The sequence below is a fragment of the Streptomyces sp. TE5632 genome, from assembly GCF_054061295.1.
Genome location: NZ_JBSSEA010000003.1, coordinates 4,793,942 through 4,811,750, shown reverse-complemented (window position 1 = coordinate 4,811,750; position 17,809 = coordinate 4,793,942). Strand labels below are relative to the sequence as shown.

Annotated in this window: 15 protein-coding genes and 2 pseudogenes; 9 read left to right on the top strand and 8 right to left on the bottom strand. The window is 71.1% G+C overall.

Annotated features, from left to right (window positions below; translation table 11 throughout):
- Nucleotide 1: 1 nt before the first annotated feature.
- The 5 genes from fahA to ACVW19_RS27135 form a co-directional block, all read right to left on the bottom strand.
- On the bottom strand, nt 2–1,204 hold the full coding sequence (gene fahA / locus ACVW19_RS27155; protein ID WP_457462536.1) for a fumarylacetoacetase: 1,203 nt from the start codon (nt 1,202–1,204) through the stop codon (nt 2–4).
- The gene (locus ACVW19_RS27150; RefSeq protein ID WP_457462535.1) at nt 1,201–2,118 is read right to left on the bottom strand and encodes a hypothetical protein; all 918 of its coding nucleotides are present in this window, start codon (nt 2,116–2,118) and stop codon (nt 1,201–1,203) included. Before ACVW19_RS27150 ends, fahA begins: the two co-directional genes overlap by 4 nt.
- On the bottom strand, nt 2,070–3,266 hold the full coding sequence (locus ACVW19_RS27145) for a cupin domain-containing protein (protein ID WP_457462533.1): 1,197 nt from the start codon (nt 3,264–3,266) through the stop codon (nt 2,070–2,072). The genes ACVW19_RS27150 and ACVW19_RS27145 overlap by 49 nt, the downstream gene beginning before the upstream one ends.
- 115 nt (nt 3,267–3,381) lie before the next feature.
- Nucleotides 3,382–3,627 (bottom strand): hypothetical protein, encoded by a 246-nt coding sequence (locus ACVW19_RS27140; RefSeq protein WP_457462531.1) that lies wholly within the window; start codon nt 3,625–3,627, stop codon nt 3,382–3,384.
- On the bottom strand, nt 3,624–5,267 hold the full coding sequence (locus tag ACVW19_RS27135; protein ID WP_457462530.1) for an FAD-dependent monooxygenase: 1,644 nt from the start codon (nt 5,265–5,267) through the stop codon (nt 3,624–3,626). Before ACVW19_RS27135 ends, ACVW19_RS27140 begins: the two co-directional genes overlap by 4 nt.
- A gap of 149 nt (nt 5,268–5,416) precedes the next feature.
- Here ACVW19_RS27135 and ACVW19_RS27130 point away from each other — a divergent pair, with 149 nt between their 5' ends.
- From ACVW19_RS27130 to ACVW19_RS27100, 7 genes and pseudogenes are all read left to right on the top strand, one after another.
- The gene (locus ACVW19_RS27130; RefSeq protein ID WP_457462528.1) at nt 5,417–6,097 is read left to right on the top strand and encodes an IclR family transcriptional regulator; all 681 of its coding nucleotides are present in this window, start codon (nt 5,417–5,419) and stop codon (nt 6,095–6,097) included.
- A 127-nt stretch (nt 6,098–6,224) separates the two neighbouring features.
- Nucleotides 6,225–7,042, top strand: a protein-coding gene (locus tag ACVW19_RS27125; protein WP_457462527.1) for an IS5 family transposase whose coding sequence is annotated in 2 segments (ribosomal slippage) — nt 6,225–6,567 and nt 6,567–7,042 — 819 coding nt in all. Because the reading frame shifts where the segments join, the coding sequence is not laid out codon by codon here.
- 453 nt (nt 7,043–7,495) lie between these two features.
- Nucleotides 7,496–7,786 (top strand): annotated as a pseudogene (locus ACVW19_RS27120) (ATP/GTP-binding protein); the annotation flags it as partial.
- A gap of 130 nt (nt 7,787–7,916) precedes the next feature.
- Nucleotides 7,917–9,149: a cytochrome P450 family protein gene (locus ACVW19_RS27115; protein ID WP_457462525.1), complete on the top strand. Its 1,233-nt coding sequence runs from the start codon at nt 7,917–7,919 to the stop codon at nt 9,147–9,149.
- 511 nt (nt 9,150–9,660) lie between these two features.
- Nucleotides 9,661–11,544, top strand: coding sequence for an ATP-binding cassette domain-containing protein (locus tag ACVW19_RS27110; RefSeq protein ID WP_457464802.1), 1,884 nt, complete (start codon nt 9,661–9,663; stop codon nt 11,542–11,544).
- A 24-nt stretch (nt 11,545–11,568) separates the two neighbouring features.
- A complete protein-coding gene (locus ACVW19_RS27105; RefSeq protein ID WP_457462523.1) occupies nt 11,569–11,964 on the top strand; it encodes a MazG-like family protein in 396 nt (131 codons plus the stop codon).
- Between the two features lie 20 nt (nt 11,965–11,984).
- Nucleotides 11,985–13,892: a bifunctional class I SAM-dependent methyltransferase/NUDIX hydrolase gene (locus ACVW19_RS27100; protein ID WP_457462521.1), complete on the top strand. Its 1,908-nt coding sequence runs from the start codon at nt 11,985–11,987 to the stop codon at nt 13,890–13,892.
- A gap of 226 nt (nt 13,893–14,118) precedes the next feature.
- Here the strand turns inward: ACVW19_RS27100 and ACVW19_RS27095 are convergent.
- From ACVW19_RS27095 to hemE, 3 genes and pseudogenes are all read right to left on the bottom strand, one after another.
- A pseudogene (locus tag ACVW19_RS27095) lies at nt 14,119–14,604 on the bottom strand (bifunctional ornithine acetyltransferase/N-acetylglutamate synthase); the annotation flags it as partial.
- Between the two features lie 15 nt (nt 14,605–14,619).
- Complete coding sequence (locus ACVW19_RS27090) at nt 14,620–14,763, bottom strand: hypothetical protein (protein ID WP_457462519.1); 144 nt, start codon at nt 14,761–14,763, stop codon at nt 14,620–14,622.
- 109 nt (nt 14,764–14,872) lie between these two features.
- Entirely contained in the window at nt 14,873–15,940 is a 1,068-nt protein-coding gene (hemE, locus tag ACVW19_RS27085) for a uroporphyrinogen decarboxylase (protein WP_457462517.1), read from the bottom strand.
- A 160-nt stretch (nt 15,941–16,100) separates the two neighbouring features.
- Here hemE and ACVW19_RS27080 point away from each other — a divergent pair, with 160 nt between their 5' ends.
- Together ACVW19_RS27080 and ACVW19_RS27075 are read left to right on the top strand one after the other, a co-directional pair.
- Nucleotides 16,101–16,778: a DUF3000 domain-containing protein gene (locus tag ACVW19_RS27080; RefSeq protein ID WP_457462515.1), complete on the top strand. Its 678-nt coding sequence runs from the start codon at nt 16,101–16,103 to the stop codon at nt 16,776–16,778.
- A 269-nt stretch (nt 16,779–17,047) separates the two neighbouring features.
- Nucleotides 17,048–17,707: a LuxR C-terminal-related transcriptional regulator gene (locus tag ACVW19_RS27075; RefSeq protein WP_457462514.1), complete on the top strand. Its 660-nt coding sequence runs from the start codon at nt 17,048–17,050 to the stop codon at nt 17,705–17,707.
- Nucleotides 17,708–17,809: the final 102 nt, after the last annotated feature.

The following is a 17,809-nucleotide window of genomic DNA, read 5'->3' as shown; positions in this document are numbered from 1 at the left end:
TTCACGCCTCCACGGCCGGCTCGATGCGGCCGGTCACGGCGCCGAATCCGATGGTGGTGCCGTCGGCGCCCGGGGCGGTGGCGGTGATGGTGATCTCGTCGCCGTCCTCGAGGAAGGTACGGATCGAGCCGTCGGGCAGTGTCACCGGGGTCTCGCCGCCCCAGGCGAGCTCCATGAGGGAGCCCCGCTGGTTCTCCTCGGGGCCCGAGACGGTCCCGGAGGCGTAGAAGTCGCCGGTGCGCAGCGAGGCGCCGTTGACCGTCATGTGGGCGAGCATCTGGGCGGGTGTCCAGTACATGGCGGAGAACGGCGGGGTGGCCACCAGGTGGCCGTTGAGGCGGACCTCGAGGGTGAGGTCGAGGCCCCAGTTCTCCTTCTCGGTCAGGTACGGGCGGAGTTCGTGCTCACGCGCCGGCGGGGCGACCCGTGCGGCCTCCAGGGCGTCGAGCGGAACCACCCAGCAGCTGACGGAGGTTGCGAATGACTTGCCGAGGAACGGGCCGAGCGGCACGTACTCCCAGCTCTGGACGTCGCGCGCGGACCAGTCGTTGACCAGCGTCACGCCGAAGACGTGCTCGCGGAAGGCATCGACGGCGACGGGCCTGCCCAGCTCCGACGGGGTGCCGACGACGAAACCGACCTCGGCCTCGATGTCGAGGCGCGAGGACGGGCCGAAGCCGGGCAGTCCGCCGTCGGCGGGCCGCTTCTGCCCGTTGGGTCGCACCACCGGTGTCCCGGACGGCACGATGGTGCCGGCCCGGCCGTGGTAGCCGATGGGGAGGTGCTTCCACTGCGGGGTCAGCGGGTCGCTGCCCGGCCGGAACATGCGGCCGATGTTGGCGGCGTGGTGCTCGGAGGCGTAGAAGTCGACGTAGTCGGCGACCTCGAACGGCATGCCGAGACCGACGTCGGCGAGCGCGTGCAGGTGTGGCTCGACGGCGGGGCGGGCCGTGGCGTCGGTCAGCAGCCGGGTGATGTCGGCACGGACCTGTTGCCAGCGGGCACGGCCCTGGGCCATGAAGGCGTTCAGGGAGCCCCGCGCGAAGGTGTCGTCGCCGAGGGCTGCGGCCAGGTCGAGGACCTGCTCGCCGATGGCGACGCCCACGCGTGCCCCACCGCCGGACTTCGGGGTGAAGACGCCGTAGGGGAGGTTCTGGATCGGGAAGGGTGAGCCGTCGGGGACGGTGACCCAGGTGGTGGTCATTCGTGTTCCTTCACAGGGGTGTTGAGCAGGGCCCGCGCCTCGCTGACGGGACGGGCGGTGGAGCAGGAGCCGTACGAGACGAGCGCGTGGCGCGCCGCGACGGCCTGTTCCCCGGTCAGCGTGTCGGCGCGGCGGGCGAGTTCGCCGCCGTCCTCGATCTCCAGGACGGCTCGTACGGCAGCCTCGTCCCCACCGTCGGCAGCGGTGGCCGTGGCGAGGAGCAGGTTGAGGTAGCCGTGGTGGGTGAAACCCGTCTCCGGCGCGGTGTGGCGGACCGCCTCGTGCAGTCCGGCGGTCGCCTTGAACGGCACCCCGGCCGCGACGCAGGCGCACACGAACGCGGCGACCTGCTCCACCGACGGGAACAGTTCGGCGCGGACCCCGCCGCAGCGGAGCTTGGCGCCGAGGGGACGGGTTCCGGCGTGCGCGGCGAGCGCGGTGAGCAGTGGCTCGGGGTGTGCCTGCACGACCGGCTCCGCGTACAGGGGCACCTCGCCGGGCACGTCCTGCAACGTGGCCGACACCGCGTCCAGGGCGGTGTGCTCGTCCTCGCCGAAGGCCTTGAGGGGCACTTCGAGGAGGGCGAGCCGCAGCCGTGGGTCGGCGAGGATCTGCGCGCAGGCCGTGGCGAGGGTCTCGGCGTCCTGGTCCGCGATCAGACCGAGCTCGAAGACCTCGCCGTCGCGCAGCAGGGAGCGCAGCTCGCCGAGCCGGGACGCGGGAACGAGGAAGCGGTGGGTGTGCATTGCCTCCCCGGCCGCCGCGTCTGCGCGGTGCCGCTCGACCGCCCGGTCCATGGGCAGCGCGGTGGGCGGGAACAGGCCCGCGTCGTCGACCAGCGCGTCCAGTAGTGCGTGCGGGACCGTCATGCTCGCCGCCCCGCCCAGCTCCAGGCGTATACGCCGTCGTCGCACGCCTGCCCGCCCTCGCCGAGCTCCAGCGGGCGGAACGTGTCCACCATGACGGCGAGTTCGTCGAAGAACTCGGCGCCGATGGAGCGCTCGTAGGCGCCGGGCTGCGGGCCGTGGCTGTGGCCTCCCGGGTGCAGCGAGACGGAGCCCTGGCCGATGCCGGAGCCCTTACGGGCCTCGTAGTCGCCGCCGCAGTAGAACATGACCTCGTCGGAGTCCACGTTCGAGTGGTAGTACGGCACCGGGATGGCCAGCGAATGGTAATCCACCTTGCGGGGCACGAAGTTGCAGACGACGAACCCCTCCCCTTCGAAGACCTGATGGACCGGCGGCGGCTGGTGGATCCGGCCGGTGATCGGCTCGAAGTCCTCGATGTTGAAGGTGTACGGGTACAGGCACCCGTCCCAGCCGATCACGTCGAACGGGTGGTGGGCCTGCAGGAACCGGGTGCCGACGATCGCGCCGCCCGCCCCGCGGTGCTTGACCAGGACCTCGACGTCGGTGCCTGCGCCTTCGACCAGCTCGGTCGGCCCGTGCAGGTCGCGCTCGCAGTACGGGGAGTGCTCGAGGAACTGGCCGTAGCGGGACAGGTAGCGCTTGGGCGGCGCGATGTGGCTGTTGGCCTCGATGCAGTAGGTGCGCAGCGGTTCGTCCCCCTGGGGGATCCAGCGGTGGGTGGTGGCGCGCGGGATCACCACGTAGTCCCCGGCGCGGGCGTTCAGAACGCCGAAGACCGTCTCGACGCGGGCGGCGCCGGACTCGACGTACACGCACTCGTCCCCGACGCCGTTGCGGTACAGCGGCGAGGCCCGGCCGGACACTGCGTAGGAGATGCGCACGTCACCGTTGCCGAGCACCAGACGACGCCCCGTGACCACGTCGGTGTCCTGCCAGGCGTCGTCCTTGAACAGCTCGTGCAGCCTCAAGTGACGTGGCTTCATGGGGTGATTGGGGACCGTCGCCGTGTCGGGAAGCTCCCAGACGGTGGAGTCGGTGATCGCGGACGGGATGTGCCGGTGGTAGAGCAGGGAGGAGTCGGAGGAGAATCCCTCCTCCCCCATCAGCTCCTCGAAGGCGAGGGTGTCGCCTTCGGGACGGAACTGGGTGTGTCTCTTCGGGGGAATGCTGCCGAGGCTGCGGTAGTGGACCATGACCCGGCCTCCTTTCGTAGTAGGGCCTGTCAGCGTGTGCCGCGAGGCGGTGCCGGTGTGGTCGGCGCACCGGAGTGCAGAAGCCGCCCCCGGTCCGGAGTGGTCCGGGCGGACGTCAGGCAGTCTCCTCGGCCTCCGAAACCAGGGCGGCGAACCGCTCGGGCGTGCCGTGGTCGAGGGCGGCCAGCAGCGACAGCCGGACCAGGAAGGGCACCCGGCCCTCCTCTCCGACCCGGTCGATCGCCTCGCTCAGGGCCCGCCAGACGGCTTCGGCATGGGCGATCGCGCGGGCCTCGTCGTCCTGAACGGGAGCCACGGACTGCAGGGACTGCGGGGTGGGCTCGGTGGTCATGGCGGTCATCGCGCTCCTCCTGCGGCGAGTTGGTCGGTGAGGTGCCGGATCAGCGGGGCCGTCGACGCGTCGGTGCGCATCCGGGCGAGCACCAGGCCGTCGGGGCGGACGAGCAGTGCCTCTCCGGGCGCCAGGCCGAGGCGGGTGGCAGTCTCGGCGCCCAGGACCGGAACGCCGTCGGCCGGCCCACCCTCGGTGGCAAGCGCGGTGACCGGCAGCACACCGGCCAGCTCGCCCACAACCCGGGCCGCCTCCTCGGCGGTGGCAGCGGCGATCAGCGAGAACTTCGCGCCCCGCAGAGCGTGCAGGCCGGTCTTCGCTCCGCCGACCGGGGTGACCTTGAGGTCGGGCAGCGGATCACCGGGGAACGGGCCGCTCGTCGCCGACGTGGTGGTGAAGGTGAGTGCGGAGTTCCGGCTGTGGGTGGCGCTGGACTGGCGCGGATTGATCAGGTGCCGCAGCACGGGCCGCTTCAGGGTGAGCTGCAGGACGGCGTCCCGGGTGAGCCGGTAGCCGTCGGTGCCGGGCGTCATGAAGAGCGTGGACTTCTCGGCCTGCTCGACGTTCTGCCGCCAGGCGTCCCGCCGCTCGTCGGCGACGGTGCGCAGGATCCGCTCGTCCGCTTCACCCTTCACCACGGCGGCCAGCGCCCAGGCGTAGACGTCGGCGTCCTCCAGACCGGAGTTGAGGCCACGCACGCCGAAGATCGGCACCAGGTGGGCGGCATCGCCGGCGAACAGGACCCGGCCGTGCAGGAAGGAGCCCAGGGCGCGGGCGTGAGCGCGGTACAGGCTGGACCACTCCAGGGTCCACGACTTCCTGGTGCCGAGCCACTCGAGGTGACGGGTGATCACGGCGCGGACGTTCTCCTCGCGGATCGCCTCCTCGGGGTCCTCGTCGGCGTCGATCTGGTAGTCGATGCGCCAGATGTCGTCGGGCTGGCGGTGCAGCAGGATCGTCTGGCCCGGGTTGGACGGCGGATCGAACCAGGCCTGCCGTTCGGTGGGCAGTTCGCTTTCCCAGTGGATGTCCGCGATGACGTACCGGCCCTCGTAGCTGGTGCCCTCGAGGTGGACGTCGAGCGCCTTGCGGACCGCGCTGTGCGCGCCGTCGCAGGCGACGAGGTGGCGGGCGCGCAGGACACGCGGTCCGGCCGGGGTCTCAGCCTCGACGGTGACCTGGCCGTCGTCCTGGGTGACGCCGGTGACCCTGCTCTTCCAGCGCAGCTTGATCCGCGGCTCGGCAAGGGCGGCGTCGAGCAGGATCTGCTCGGCGACCGATTGGGAGATGTTCGCCATCGGCTCACGGACGTCCGTCTCGTCGTGCGGCATGGCGAAGGCGAGCACCTCGGTGTCGCGGTAGTTGCTGCGGCCCGTGGTCCACGACAGGGACCGCCGGGTGAACTCCCCGCCCACGCCGATGCGGTCCAGGACCTCCATGGAGTGGCGGGAGAGGCAGATGGCCCTGCTGCCGTGGCAGACCGAGTCACCGGCCTCCAGCACGGTGACGGCGACTCCGCGGCGGGCCAGGCCCAGGGCGACGGCCAGGCCGACGGGGCCCGCTCCGGCCACCACGACCTGCTCGGGGTCGGCGCCGGGCGCTGCAGAGGCGAAGTCCACGAAGTCGTGACGGTGCGGCTCGAAGTACACGAGGACACACTCCCCAGTTGTTGCAAATATCGAAACAGCGCGTTACGAATGTTGCAACACCTTCGTCGCGATAATGTCCCTACGTCAAGGGGTCAAGGGGAGAAAGTTCCTCTTGCGCACGGAGAAGGGCCTGTTGGAAGGGGTACGGGGTGGCTGCCGAGGGTTCACAGACGCTGGAGCGGGGGCTCATGGCGCTGCGCATGATCGCCGAGGAGCCGCAGGGGGTGACGGCCAGCGACATCGCGGCCCGGCTGGGCGTTCACCGGTCCATCGCGTACCGGCTGCTGACGGCACTGGTGCGGCAGAACTTCGCGGCCAAGGACGAGGCCAACCGGTACCGCATCGGCGTCGCCTTCTTCACCCTGGCCCAGCAGTCCCGCCCCCCGATGCTCGACACGGCTCAGCCCGTGCTACGTGACCTCGCCGCGGAACTGGGCGCCACCGCCTGCCTCGTCGTCCGTGACGGCATGGAGGCGGTGGCCGTCGCGGTCGTCGAGCCGCCCGGCTCCGGCGCCCGGCTTTCGTACCGCATCGGGAACCGGGACCCCCTCGACCGGGGCGCCGGCGGCCTCGCCCTGCTGGCCGCCGCGGACCCCACACCCGATGAGCCCGAGCGGATCGCCGACGTCCGCTTCCGCGGGTACGCGGTCACCAGTGAGGAAGTCCTGCCCGGTATCTTCGGCGTCGCCTCACCCGTGGGCGCCCGGTCCGACGAGCAGCCCGCCGCGGTGACCGTCCTGACTCATCATCAGGACTTGGCGGAGGCAGCCGCCCCCGCCGTCGTCGCCGCCGCGGAGCGCCTCACCGCGGCGCTGAGCCCGTCCGCCTGACCGGCCAGGGTCCACCTCCCGGGCACTCGCCCTCCTGCCCGCAACCTGGGCACCCGCCGTTCACGATGGCCTGGAACCCTGCCGAGTAAGACCGTGTCCTACGTGGTGAGGCGTCGTTGGGCTCATCATGGGGCGGGATACGTGGAGTTGGATTGCTCCGGACTGGCTGTGGGAGATCGCGGAGCCGCTGATCCCGCCGTCGAGGGTGCGGCCGCAGGGCGGCGGGACACCGGACACGCCTGATGAGACGCTGTTCGCCGCGATCATCTACGTGCTGGTGTCCGGCTGTGCCTGGCGGGCGTTGCCGCCGTGCTTCGGGATCTCGAAGTCGACCGCCCACCGCCGGTTCCAGATCTGGTCGCGGGCCGGTGTGTGGGGTCGGCTGCACGAGGAGATCCCGCACCGCCCGGACGACGCCGGCCTGCTCGACCTGTCGCGGGCCGTGCTCGACTCCGCCCACGTGAGGGCTGAAAAGGGGGCGAACTCACCGGTCCGAGCCCCGTGGACCGGGGCAGGCCGGGTTCCACGATGCACGTTCTGTCGGATGCGAACGGACTGCCTCTTCTCGTCGGCCTCTCCGCGGCGAACACCCACGACAGCCTCGCGCTGAAGCCGATGGTCGCCGGTCACCAAACGAGACACGACCCGCGTAGAGGCCGCTACTTCAAGCCCCAGCGGCTGCACGCCGACAAGGCGTACGACGTTCCTCACCTGCGGAAATGGCTATGGGGCAAGCACATCGGCGTGCGCATCGCGCGCAGGGGCGTCGAGTCCGGCGAACGGCCGGGACGCCGCAGGTGGGTGGTCGAGCGGACGATGTCGTGGCTGTCCGGCTACCGCCGACTCAGCCCCCGCTACGAACGGAATCCCCGCAACTACCTGGCCTTTCTCGGACTCGCCGCCGCGCTGTGCTGCTACAAACGCCTCGTCCGCCTCACCACGTAGGACACGGTCTAAGGCCATGAATGCGGCTGCACCAGCCTGGCGCCTGACTTCGTCAATCATTGATTCTGAAGCCCAAGGAAGTGCCCCACTCCTGCGATCGATGACTTCACCGCCCGCGAGTCCATCGAACTTCGCAGTAATGTCTCCATTCAAGCCAGGCACTGAAAGCCGCAGCGCCATTACCCTTCCGGCGGCGACATCCGAATGCGCCGCCGGCACTCCCGACTCGTATTCACAAGCGTGCTGTTGCGCAGGCCTCGCCCGCGGACCCAAGCGTATGTCCGGCCCCTCGGCGACCCACTGAAAATGATCTTCAGCATTCGGGCTTGGATTACCGCAGTTGTGAACGAGGATCGGGGTGGGCCTCGCCGGGGATGCCCAATATTCCAGTGCGCGCTGTCGTTGCGCTCCGTCACGACCTCGGCGAAGTGGTCCTGAAGCTCGTAGGTCAGCGGGACGCTGGGTTGCCTGGTCCTGGCCGACACCCGAGACTTGAACGCCTGCCACGGAGCCCTGGACCTGCTCGAAGCCCAGAAGACCCCGTACGCCGTCGCGATCAACACCTTCCCCGACGCCCCGGCCTACGAGGCGAGCGAACTACGCCAAGACCTCGCACTCGACGCACGGATCCCGCTGACCACCTGCGATGCCCGCGACCGCACCTCCTCGCCCTACGCACTCATCACCCTCACCGAGTACCTCACCGCGCCCCGCACAGCCGCATCCCTGGAGTCCCGGCCATGACCTCCACCAACACCGGATCCCCGCGAACCCGCGCGTGTGGCAGCAGCAGGCGCCGGCGCCCCGGCCCCTTCCACCGCGCCCTGGAAGCCCTGCCCGTCCTCGTCCCGGCCACCCGATGAAGGAGCCCTCCGTGCCCGAGCAGCCGATACTCGTCCTCGACCCCGCAGCGTCCGACCACCACGCCGAGCACCGGGCCCTGCGCGCCCGCGGCCCGGCCACCCGGGTGGACATCCTCGGCGTGACCGCCTGGTCGGTCACCGACCCCGCTCTCCTCAAGCAGTTACTCACCAGCCCGCGGGTCTCCAAGGACGGCCACGCCCACTGGCCGCCCTTCGCCGACACCGTCCCCACCTGGCCCCTCGCCCTGTGGATCGCGGTGAGCAACATGTTCACCGCCTACGGCGCCGACCACCGCAGGCTGCGCCGGATGGTCGCACCGGCCTTCGGCGCCCGCCGCATCCAGGCCATGCGACCGGCCGTGGAAGCGATCGTCACCGGCCTCCTCGACGCCCTCGAGACCCTGCCCGCCGAAGAGAACGTCGACCTGCGCGAACAGCTCGCCTACCCGCTGCCGATCGCGGTGATCGGCCAGCTCATGGGCGTCCCCGAGAACCAGCGCCAAGGCTTTCGCTCCATGGTCGACGGTGTCTTCGCCACGACCCTCACCACCGAGCAGGCCGCTGCGAACACCGCCGCCCTGTACGGGGCCCTCGACCAGCTGATCGCGGCCAAACGCGCCCGGCCCGGCGACGACCTGACCTCCCTGCTCATCGCGGCCCGCGACGACGAGGGCGACGGCGGCGGCTTCACGGACGGAGAACTGCGCGACACGCTCCTGCTGATGATCAGCGCCGGGTACGAGACCACCGTCAACGTCATCGACCAGGCCGTCACCGCCCTGCTGACCGACCCGGAGCAGCTCGGCCACCTCCGCGCCGGCCGTGCCCACTGGAGCGACCTCGTCGAGGAGACCCTGCGGCACGAACCCGCCGTCAAGCACCTGCCCCTGCGCTACGCCCTCACGGACCTCCCCCTGCCCGACGGACAGACCATCGCCGCAGGCGAGGCGATCCTCGCCTCCTACGCCGCCGCCAACCGCCACCCCGACTGGCACGGCGAGTCCGCCGACCGCTTCGACCTCACCCGGCCCACGAAGGACCACCTGGCCTTCGGCCACGGCGTGCACTTCTGCCTCGGCGCCCCACTCGCCCGCCTCGAAGTCGCCACCGCCCTGCAGCAGCTGTTCGACCGGTTCCCCGAGATCCGCCTCGCCGTCCCCGCGGCCGAACTGAAGCCGCTGCCTTCGCTGATCAGCAACGGACACCAGACCCTGCCCGTGCACCTGCGCCCGGCCTCACCCTGAGGCCGAACCAACCAGGAAAACCGTCATGGCCACCACCCCGAACACCGTCTCCGCCCACCTCCACACGATTCGGGCAAAGCTGCACTGCCCGACCCGCGGCGCGCCGCACGTCCTGGTGCGTCATCTGCTCAACTCGGGGCAGGCCACCCCGCCACCCTCGACCCGCCCCGCCCCGCCCCGCCAGGACCCGAGTTTGCTCGGCCTCCACCTTCCAGACGGCGGAGAGGCAGCAGATTCATTGGTTGCTCGGGCGGTGCCGGCATCCGTCGCCTTCGGGTGGTCGGCCGCTCGAGACCTCATTCGTCACAGGGGTTTCAAGCGTCGGCGATTCGGCCATTCCGGACCGCCGCCCAGGGGCGACATAGCGGGCCCAGGGCCGTACAGACCGTGCGGCGCAAGGGGTCCACGCCGTCCGGAATCGAGCGCGTTCGAATCCCGATCAGCGTCGTTGAGCCGTGCACCGCCGAGCCATCCAGGTACGGCACCGACCCCATGGAGGGACCAGGTGACTGTGACTGCCGCCTCGACCGAAACCCCGAAGACGCCTCCCCCTCCACCGCCGGCCACCATCAGCTTCGAGGGCAAGTTCGGCCAGAACCCGCTGGAGGACGCCGGCTTCGGGACGATGTGCCGACGCCTGCCCTCCGTACTGGCCCACACCGCACGCAAGGCGTGGGCCGTCGACAGGACCGGCTCCGTACTCCTCCTCGTGTGCCAGGTACTCACCGGCATCGCCGCCGCTGTCGTCCTGGCCTCCACCGCCCGCGCCATGACGCACGTCCTCGGCAGCGGCACCGTTTCCGAACGTCTGCACGGCGCGGTCCCCGCCTTGATCGTGGTGACCCTGGCCGCGGGCACCGGCCGGATCTGCGGCCTCCTGTCCTCGTACGCGGACGGACGCATCACGCCGCTGTTGACCACCGAAGCCGACGTCGCGCTCGTCTCCGCCGTGCTGCGTGTGGAGTCGTCCGCCTACGGGAGGGACGGTTTCTCCGACCAGCAGGAGGCGGCCGAGATCGGGGTCACCCGCACCCGCCTGATGGTGCAGGACGCGCAGCGGTTCATGTCCGCCCTGGTCCGCATGATCGCCGCCGGCGGGGTCATCACCGCACTGCATCCGCTGATGCTGCCGGTGCTTCTCCTGGCCGTGCTGCCCGCCGGCGTGGGGGCCGTGCTGTCGGCCCGTGTCGACTACCGCACGCACTTCCTCAACCTCGGCGACCGCAACGTACGGGCCATGATGCGCAGCTGGGCCACTCACTCCCGTTTCGGCGACGAGGTCCGCGCCAACGGCATGACCGGCTACCAGATCTACTGGTACCAGGCCCTGTCCGACCGCATCGACCGGCGCACCCTCGAAGCGGCGCCGCAGATGCTGCGCATCCAGTTGTCCGCCGGCGCCTTGGGCGGCTTCTTCCTGATGTGCACCTGGGCCACCCTCGCCGGTCTCTCCGTCACCGGCCGCATCGCCCTGCCCGTAGCGGCCACCGCGGTGGTCGCCGTCCAGACCGCGCTCGCCGCGCTCGCCCAGGTCGTCATCAACGGCGCCGCCCTGTTCCACACCTCGCTCTACCTCGCCGACATGCGGGCGTTCCTCGGCCTCGCTCACGAACGCGCCCCGAAGCGGGGTGAGCTGACGATCCCGGAGCGGGTCGACGAGATCCGTATCGAGGAGGCCGTCTACCACTACCCCGGCAAGGAGGATCCGGCCGTCGCAGGGATCTCCCTGACCCTGCGCCGCGGCGAGATCCTGGCCGTCGTCGGCGCGAACGGTTCCGGCAAGTCCACCCTGACCAGACTCATCACCGGGATCGTGCTCGCCGACAAGGGGCGCGTCCTGTGGGACGGCGTCGATCTCGCCGACGCCGACCCCGACGCCGTGTGGAGCCGCACCTCACTCGTTCCGCAGAACTTCGCGTGCTGGCCGTTGCGGGCCCGCGAGAACATCACCCTGGGCCGGCCCCGCACCCACGACGACGAGCCGGTGTGGGACGCCATCGACGCCGTCGGCATGCGCGAGGAGATCGAGAAGCTGCCCCGTCGACTCGACACCCTCCTGGCCCGAGAGCTGTTCGGCGGCGCCGAACTGTCGGGCGGTCAGTGGCAGCGGCTCGTGTGTGGCCGCGCGCTGTACCGGCAGACACCGCTCATGATCCTGGACGAGCCCACCTCGCAGATGGACGCCCGCGGCGAGCACGCGATCTTCACGCAGATCAAGCGCCTCGCACCCCAGCGCATGACGATCGTCGTCACGCACCAGCTGGAGAACACCCGGCTCGCCGACCGCATCCTCGTGATGGACAAAGGCCGCGTCGTCGAACAGGGCACGTACGACGACCTGGTGAACGCCGGCGGCCAGTTCGCCGACCTCGTCGCCCTGGCCAAGGACCGCTGACCCACTCACGGAATCGAGACCCACATGACCGACACCTGGCAGACGATCACGGACCTCGCCGGCCGCCTCGACGACCATTCCACACTCCCCCACGAGCAGCGAGTCCTCTTCCAACTCCTCAAGATCCAGGAGGAGGCCGGCGAAGTCGCCGAAGCCGCCATCGGCGCAGCCGGGCAGAACCCCCGCAAGGGCCGTTCCCACACCTGGCAGGACGTCGAATCCGAGGTCTGCGACGTCATCGTCACCGGCATGGTCGCCCTGATGCGCATGAACCCCGACGCGGAGGCGGTCTTCGCCCAGCACATGCGGCGCATCGCGGACCGCGATCTGAGCCGGCCCGGGAGGACAGCCGCCGGCCACTCCTCGCACGCGCAGTCCGCGCCCCTGAGCAGCGGACCGAACGCGCCCGAACCCGCTTGACACCGCACGGGAGGAACGCAGTGGTCGACACTCCGCACCGCACCCGAGCGCGCGGACCCGTCAAGGCGGGCGAGGCCGGCGCGTACTGGAAGCCGCTGTGGCAATCCGGCCGCCGCTACCGGAGCATCGACGCGCCGGAGCGAGAAGCCCTGAACCGGCAGGTAGGCATCGGTCGTGGGAGACCCGCCCTCGACATCGGCTCCGGAGACGGGGCACTCGTGCGGGCGCTTGCCGAACTCGGCTACCGGCCGACCGGGATCGACTGCGCACCCAGCGCGCTCTCCGCCGCCCGCCACGAGCACCCCGGCCTTGACTTCAGGCACTTCGACTTCGACACCGACGACCTGGCCGACCTGCCCGAACCGGCGTTCGCGCTCATCACCTGCCGACTGGTCTACCGCTGGGTCCAGGACAAGCACGCGTTCCTGTCCCGGGTGCGTCAACTCCTCGCCCCGGGAGGTATTTTCCGGGTGGCCACTTCCGTGCACAGTCCCCGGCGCGGCGAGGCCGAACCATGGGAGGTCAACGCCGCGGAGGCGGAACTCCTCACCGCCGGCTGGGCCCGGGCGGACGTGACGCAGCTCGACGAGTCGTACCACTGCTTCGCCCTGCGCCCCTGGCCTTCGCCCGTCTCGACGCCATCGAACGAGCCCGGCGCGGCGAAGGCCCGGCCTACCTCATCACGCATACCTGATCCGCGTCACGCTGCCCACCGAGGAGACACCGTGCCCGTCGAGAACATCAACACCCGAGCCTGGAAGATCTACGGCCGGCGCCAGCTGGCTCGCGGCTACACGCCGCCCGTCCCCGACCACCTGTCCTGGACGCCCTGGGAGGGGGTCGGACCGGGTGTTGAAGTCCTCGGCGACATCACCGGCCGGCGTGTCCTGGACATCGGCTCAGGGGCCGGCCACCACGCCGTGCATCTCGCCCGGGCCCACGGCGCTCGCGTCACCGGGATCGAACTGTCGCCGACCCAGCACGAGCGCGCCGTCTCCACGCACGCGGATGTGCAGGGCGTGGAGTTCACGCACGGAGATGTGGTCGAACACCTCGCCCGGTCCGAACCGTTCGACGCCGCGTACGCCATCGGCACCCTGGCCTTCATCGACCCGCACCGCGTGCTGCCCGCACTGCGCGACGGTCTGCGCCCTGGCGCGCCGCTGATCCTTTCGCTCCTGCACACCGACCTGCACGGCCGCGGCCCGTCCACGGAACCGGCACCGCGCGAGCAGATGATCCTGTTGCACGAAGATCCCCCCTTGCCGACTCGGATGTGGGTCCTCGCGCCGCAACTGTGGGGGGACCTGCTCACCGAGTACGGCTTCCGCGTCGAGGCCGTCGACCTGCTGCACCACCCCGAGGAAAGTGCCCCGGTCATCCAGCAGCTCATCCGGGCCCGACGCCTGCCCGACCGGCCGGCGCGGGTTTCCAGCCGCCCCCGCAGTGCCAAGCCACCGCAGGCGCACGCGGCCGTGGGTGTCGGCGCGATCCTCCTTGGCGCGCAGGGACTGCTCCTGGGCCGCCATCGGCGCGGCACCCTCGAACTGCCCGGCGGAACCGTCGAGGCCGGGGAATCCCTCGAAGCCGCGGTGGTCCGCGAACTCCGCGAGGAGACCGGCCTGATCGCCCGCCCTGCCGACGTCAGGCTCCTGGGAACGCTCGTCGACCACGTCGAAGACGTCCTGCGGGTCACGGTGGGTGCCCTCGTTCACGCCTGGCGGGGACAGCCGGCCACGCAGCCGGACGAGAGCGTCGGCGACTGGGCCTGGCATCCCCTGGACCAGCTTCCCGACGGCCTGTTCGTGTGCAGTGCACACATCCTGACGGCCTGGCGTCCCGACCTGCCCATCGACCACACCCCCGCGCACTTCACGCCCTTCGCCCACGGCCCATCACCCTCGATGCCGATGGGCGGCGTGGCATGACGTCCACCCGCGAGCCCGGGTTGTTCCGGCCCCCGTGACAGCTCCAACAGCGCACCGCGAGCAAGACGGGCAGCACCACGTAACCCGAGCCCGGGGGGGGCGGCAGTGCGAAGGTCACGCTCTTGAGCTCGTGGTGAAACGGACTGGGCAGCGACCGGGCGTGCCGGCGCCGTGCACCCTGGAAGAGGGGCGCCATCGCACGGATGAGCGGAGATCGATCCCGGGCTCAGGTGGTGTAGTCGGCGTTGATCTTCACGTAGCCCTCGGTGAGATCGCAGCCGTACACGGTGAACGCGCCCTCGCCGATGCCGAGGTCCACCCGGATGACCACCTCGTCGCCGGTCAGGCACCGCGCGGCCTGCTCCAGCAGCGCGTCGGTCGGCTCCTCCGGGTGCATGGGAAGGTCGCCGAACCGGATCCGCACCCGGTGCGGCTCGATGTCGGTCTCGTCCTCGAGCTTGCCGACGGCCATCGCGACCCGGCCCCAGTTGGGGTCGGCCCCGTGCACGGCCGTCTTGACCAGGGGCGAGTTGACCACGCTCTTGCCGACCCGCTTGGCCTGCGCGTCGTCGCGGGCCCCGGTGACCCGGACCTCGATGAGCCTGCTCGCCCCCTCGCCGTCCGAGGCGATGTCGCGTACGAGGCGCAGTGCGACGGTGTGCAGCGCCTGCTCGAACTCGGCGGCGTTGGCCGCGCCCGCGCTGCCGGTGGCGACATTCGCGTTCCGCTACAGCACGGCCGTGCCGCGGCTCTGCTGCCGGGGTGCCGCCTCACGGCTGAGGACGACGCTCGGTCCCGCGAAGCGCGAACGCGTGAACACGGCGGCGGAACGGGCGGGCACCTCGGAGACGACGACCGCGAACGCCTCCACCGGGCCTGCTTCGCCGATCTCCTCCGGGAGTTCCAGGAGGCGGAGAAGCAGACGCCCGGTGCCGCTGCGGACGCGGGTGCCGCTGTGAACGGACTCCAGGTGGGGCCGGTCAGCGGGTGGTGAGGGTGTGGACGTGGTCCACCAGGCGGGTCAGGGCGTCCGCGTCGGTGTTCGGCATGACGCCGTGGCCGAGGTTGAAGATGTGGCCCTCGAGGCCCTCCGCCTGGGCCAGGACCTCGCGGGTCTTCGCCTCGACGGCCTCGGTGCCGGCGAACAGCACGGTCGGGTCGAGGTTGCCCTGGAGCGCCTTGCCGGGGCCGACGCGACGGGCGGCCTCGTCCATGGGGACGCGCCAGTCGACGCCCACGACGTCCGCGCCGGCCTCGCCCATCAGGCCGAGGAGTTCGCCGGTGCCGACACCGAAGTGGATGCGGGGGACGCCGTGACCGGACACCGCGTCGAGGACCTTGGCCGAGGCGGACATCACCGAGCGCCGGTAGTCGGCGGGGGCGAGCGCGCCGGCCCAGGAGTCGAAGAGCTGGACCGCGGAGGCGCCGGCCTCGATCTGCACGGTGAGGAAGGCGGCGGTGATGTCCGCGAGGCGGTCGAGGAGGTCGGCCCAGAGCTCCGGGTCGCCGTACATCATCGCCTTGGCGTTCTCGTAGGTGCGGGACGGGCCGCCCTCGATGAGGTAGCTGGCGAGGGTGAACGGGGCGCCCGCGAAGCCGATCAGCGGGGTGGAGCCCAGCTCGGCGGTCAGCAGACCGTACGCCTCGGTGACGTAGGAGACGTCCTCCGGGGTGAGGTCGCGCAGCCGGGCGAGGTCGGCGCGGGTGCGGAAGGGCTCCTCGACGACGGGGCCGATGCCGGGCTTGATGTCGAGGTCGATACCGATGGCCTTGAGGGGGACGACGATGTCGCTGAAGTAGATCGCCGCGTCGACGTTGTGCCGGCGGACCGGCTGGAGCGTGATCTCGGCGACGAGGTCGGGGCGCATGCAGGAGTCGAGCATCGCGATGCCCTCGCGCACCTTGCGGTACTCCGGCAGTGAGCGGCCCGCCTGCCGCATGAACCACACCGGAGTGTGCGGAACCGGCTCACGCCGGCACGCCTTGAGGAAGGCACTGTCGTACGTCTGGGTCGGCTGCTTGCCCCGGGGGCTGACATTGGCACTCACACCGGCCAGTCTCGCATGGTCCGCCGGTGACCCCGCACCGCAGGCCACCCGGCGCACGGCGCCCGTGCGCCGCGCCCGGGACGAACACGATCCGGACACCGTGCTGCGCCGTGGGTGTCCTTCCCCGCGCCGAGGCCGCGTTCCCCTTAATCTTCCCCGCATGGCTGCGGCTCAAGGACGATTGTCGGACGGCAAGGGTGGTATGGACGAAGCGAAGGACACCGGGGAGAACCTCGGGCAGGGGGGCGCGGCGCCCCCGTTGCCCTTTCGGACGGCCGTCGACGCGATGCGGGGCGCGCGGCTGCGACCACAGATCGAGGTGGAGGCCACGCCCGCGCCCACCCGGCTCGCCCCCTACGCGCACGCGCTGGAGGCGACGGTCGTGGACGGCGAGCAGGAGCTGGCGGACGGCCGGCTGGTGCTGCTGCACGACCCGGCCGGACACGACGCCTGGCAAGGCGCCTTTCGGCTGGTGACGCTGGTGCGCGCGGAACTGGAGCCGGAGATGGCGGCGGATCCGCTGCTGCCGGAGGTGTGCTGGTCCTGGCTGACCGGCGCGCTCTCGGCACGCGGCCTGTCGTACGGCGAGCCCAGCGGCACGGTCACGCGGGCGAGTTCGCACTACTTCGGCGGGCTGTCCGAGCGCCCCGCCGCCTCGCAGATCGAGATCCGTGCCTCATGGACGCCGCGGGAGGGCCTGGGCGGGGCGCCGGACACCGCCACCCATCTGGTCGCCTGGTGCGATCTGCTGGCCCAGGTCGCCGGGCTGCCCCCGGCGGCTCCGGGGGACGCGTCGGTGGTGACGCTCCCCCAGCGGAGGGGGCCGCAGTCGCGCTGAGCTTCCCCACCGGAGCCCCCGGCAATCACACATGCCGATCTCTTTGTCGATACGGCCACTTTCGGAAGTGTTGCGACGCCGACCGAAACCGTTCGGTCTTCGAATGATCGACCGCGTGTCCGAATTGCGCATATTGTTACTCACCAGATCGTGATCACTCTCTAAAGGAGACCGGGTTTGGTGCCGAAGACGACTGTGACCTTGAAAGCACGGTTGAGCCCGGCTCCACCCCCACGAGCCGGCCCCGTCCCGCCACCCCAGGAGGCCTGGTGTCCGTTCTCCTCGAGCAGCCCGCAAGCCTGGTCGCCTACCGCCCGAACAAGCCGACCGCCATGGTGGTCGTGGCCGACCCCCGCGTCCGTTCCACCGTCACCCGCCATCTGTGGGCGCTCGGCGTGCGCGACGTGATCGAGGCCTCGTCCGTCGCGGAGGCTCGTCCCCGCATCGGCAACCCCCGCGACATCTGCGTCGCCGACGTCCATCTGCCGGACGGTTCCGGCCTCACCCTCCTCTCCGAGACCCGAGCGGCGGGCTGGCCCAACGGCCTCGCCCTGTCCGCCGCCGACGACATCGGCGCCGTGCGCAACGCCCTCGCGGGCGGAGTGAAGGGCTACGTCGTCACCGGGACCCGCACCAACCTCGGGCTCCCCTCCCGCCCCGGAGCCGCTCCCATCGGCGCCGGCGCCCGTCTGCACCGCCGCCCCCCGGGTGCTCCGAGCCACCCGGGCGGCTACCGCGAACTGTCCGGCCGTGAGGTCGAGGTGCTGCGGCTGGTGGCGGAGGGCCAGTCCAACAAGGCCATCGGCGTCTCGATGGGCCTGTCCGCGCTGACCGTCAAGAGCCACCTCGCCCGCATCGCCCGCAAGCTCGGTACGGGCGACCGCGCGGGAATGGTGGCGGTGGCCCTGCGCACGGGCATCATCCACTGACCTCGACGCCCCGCCGCGCTCCCCGGCAGCCCCCGCCGTTCCCCTTCGCTCCGCTCCCCCTCCGCCGAACATTCACCGACCTGACTGGTTTACGACCCCCCG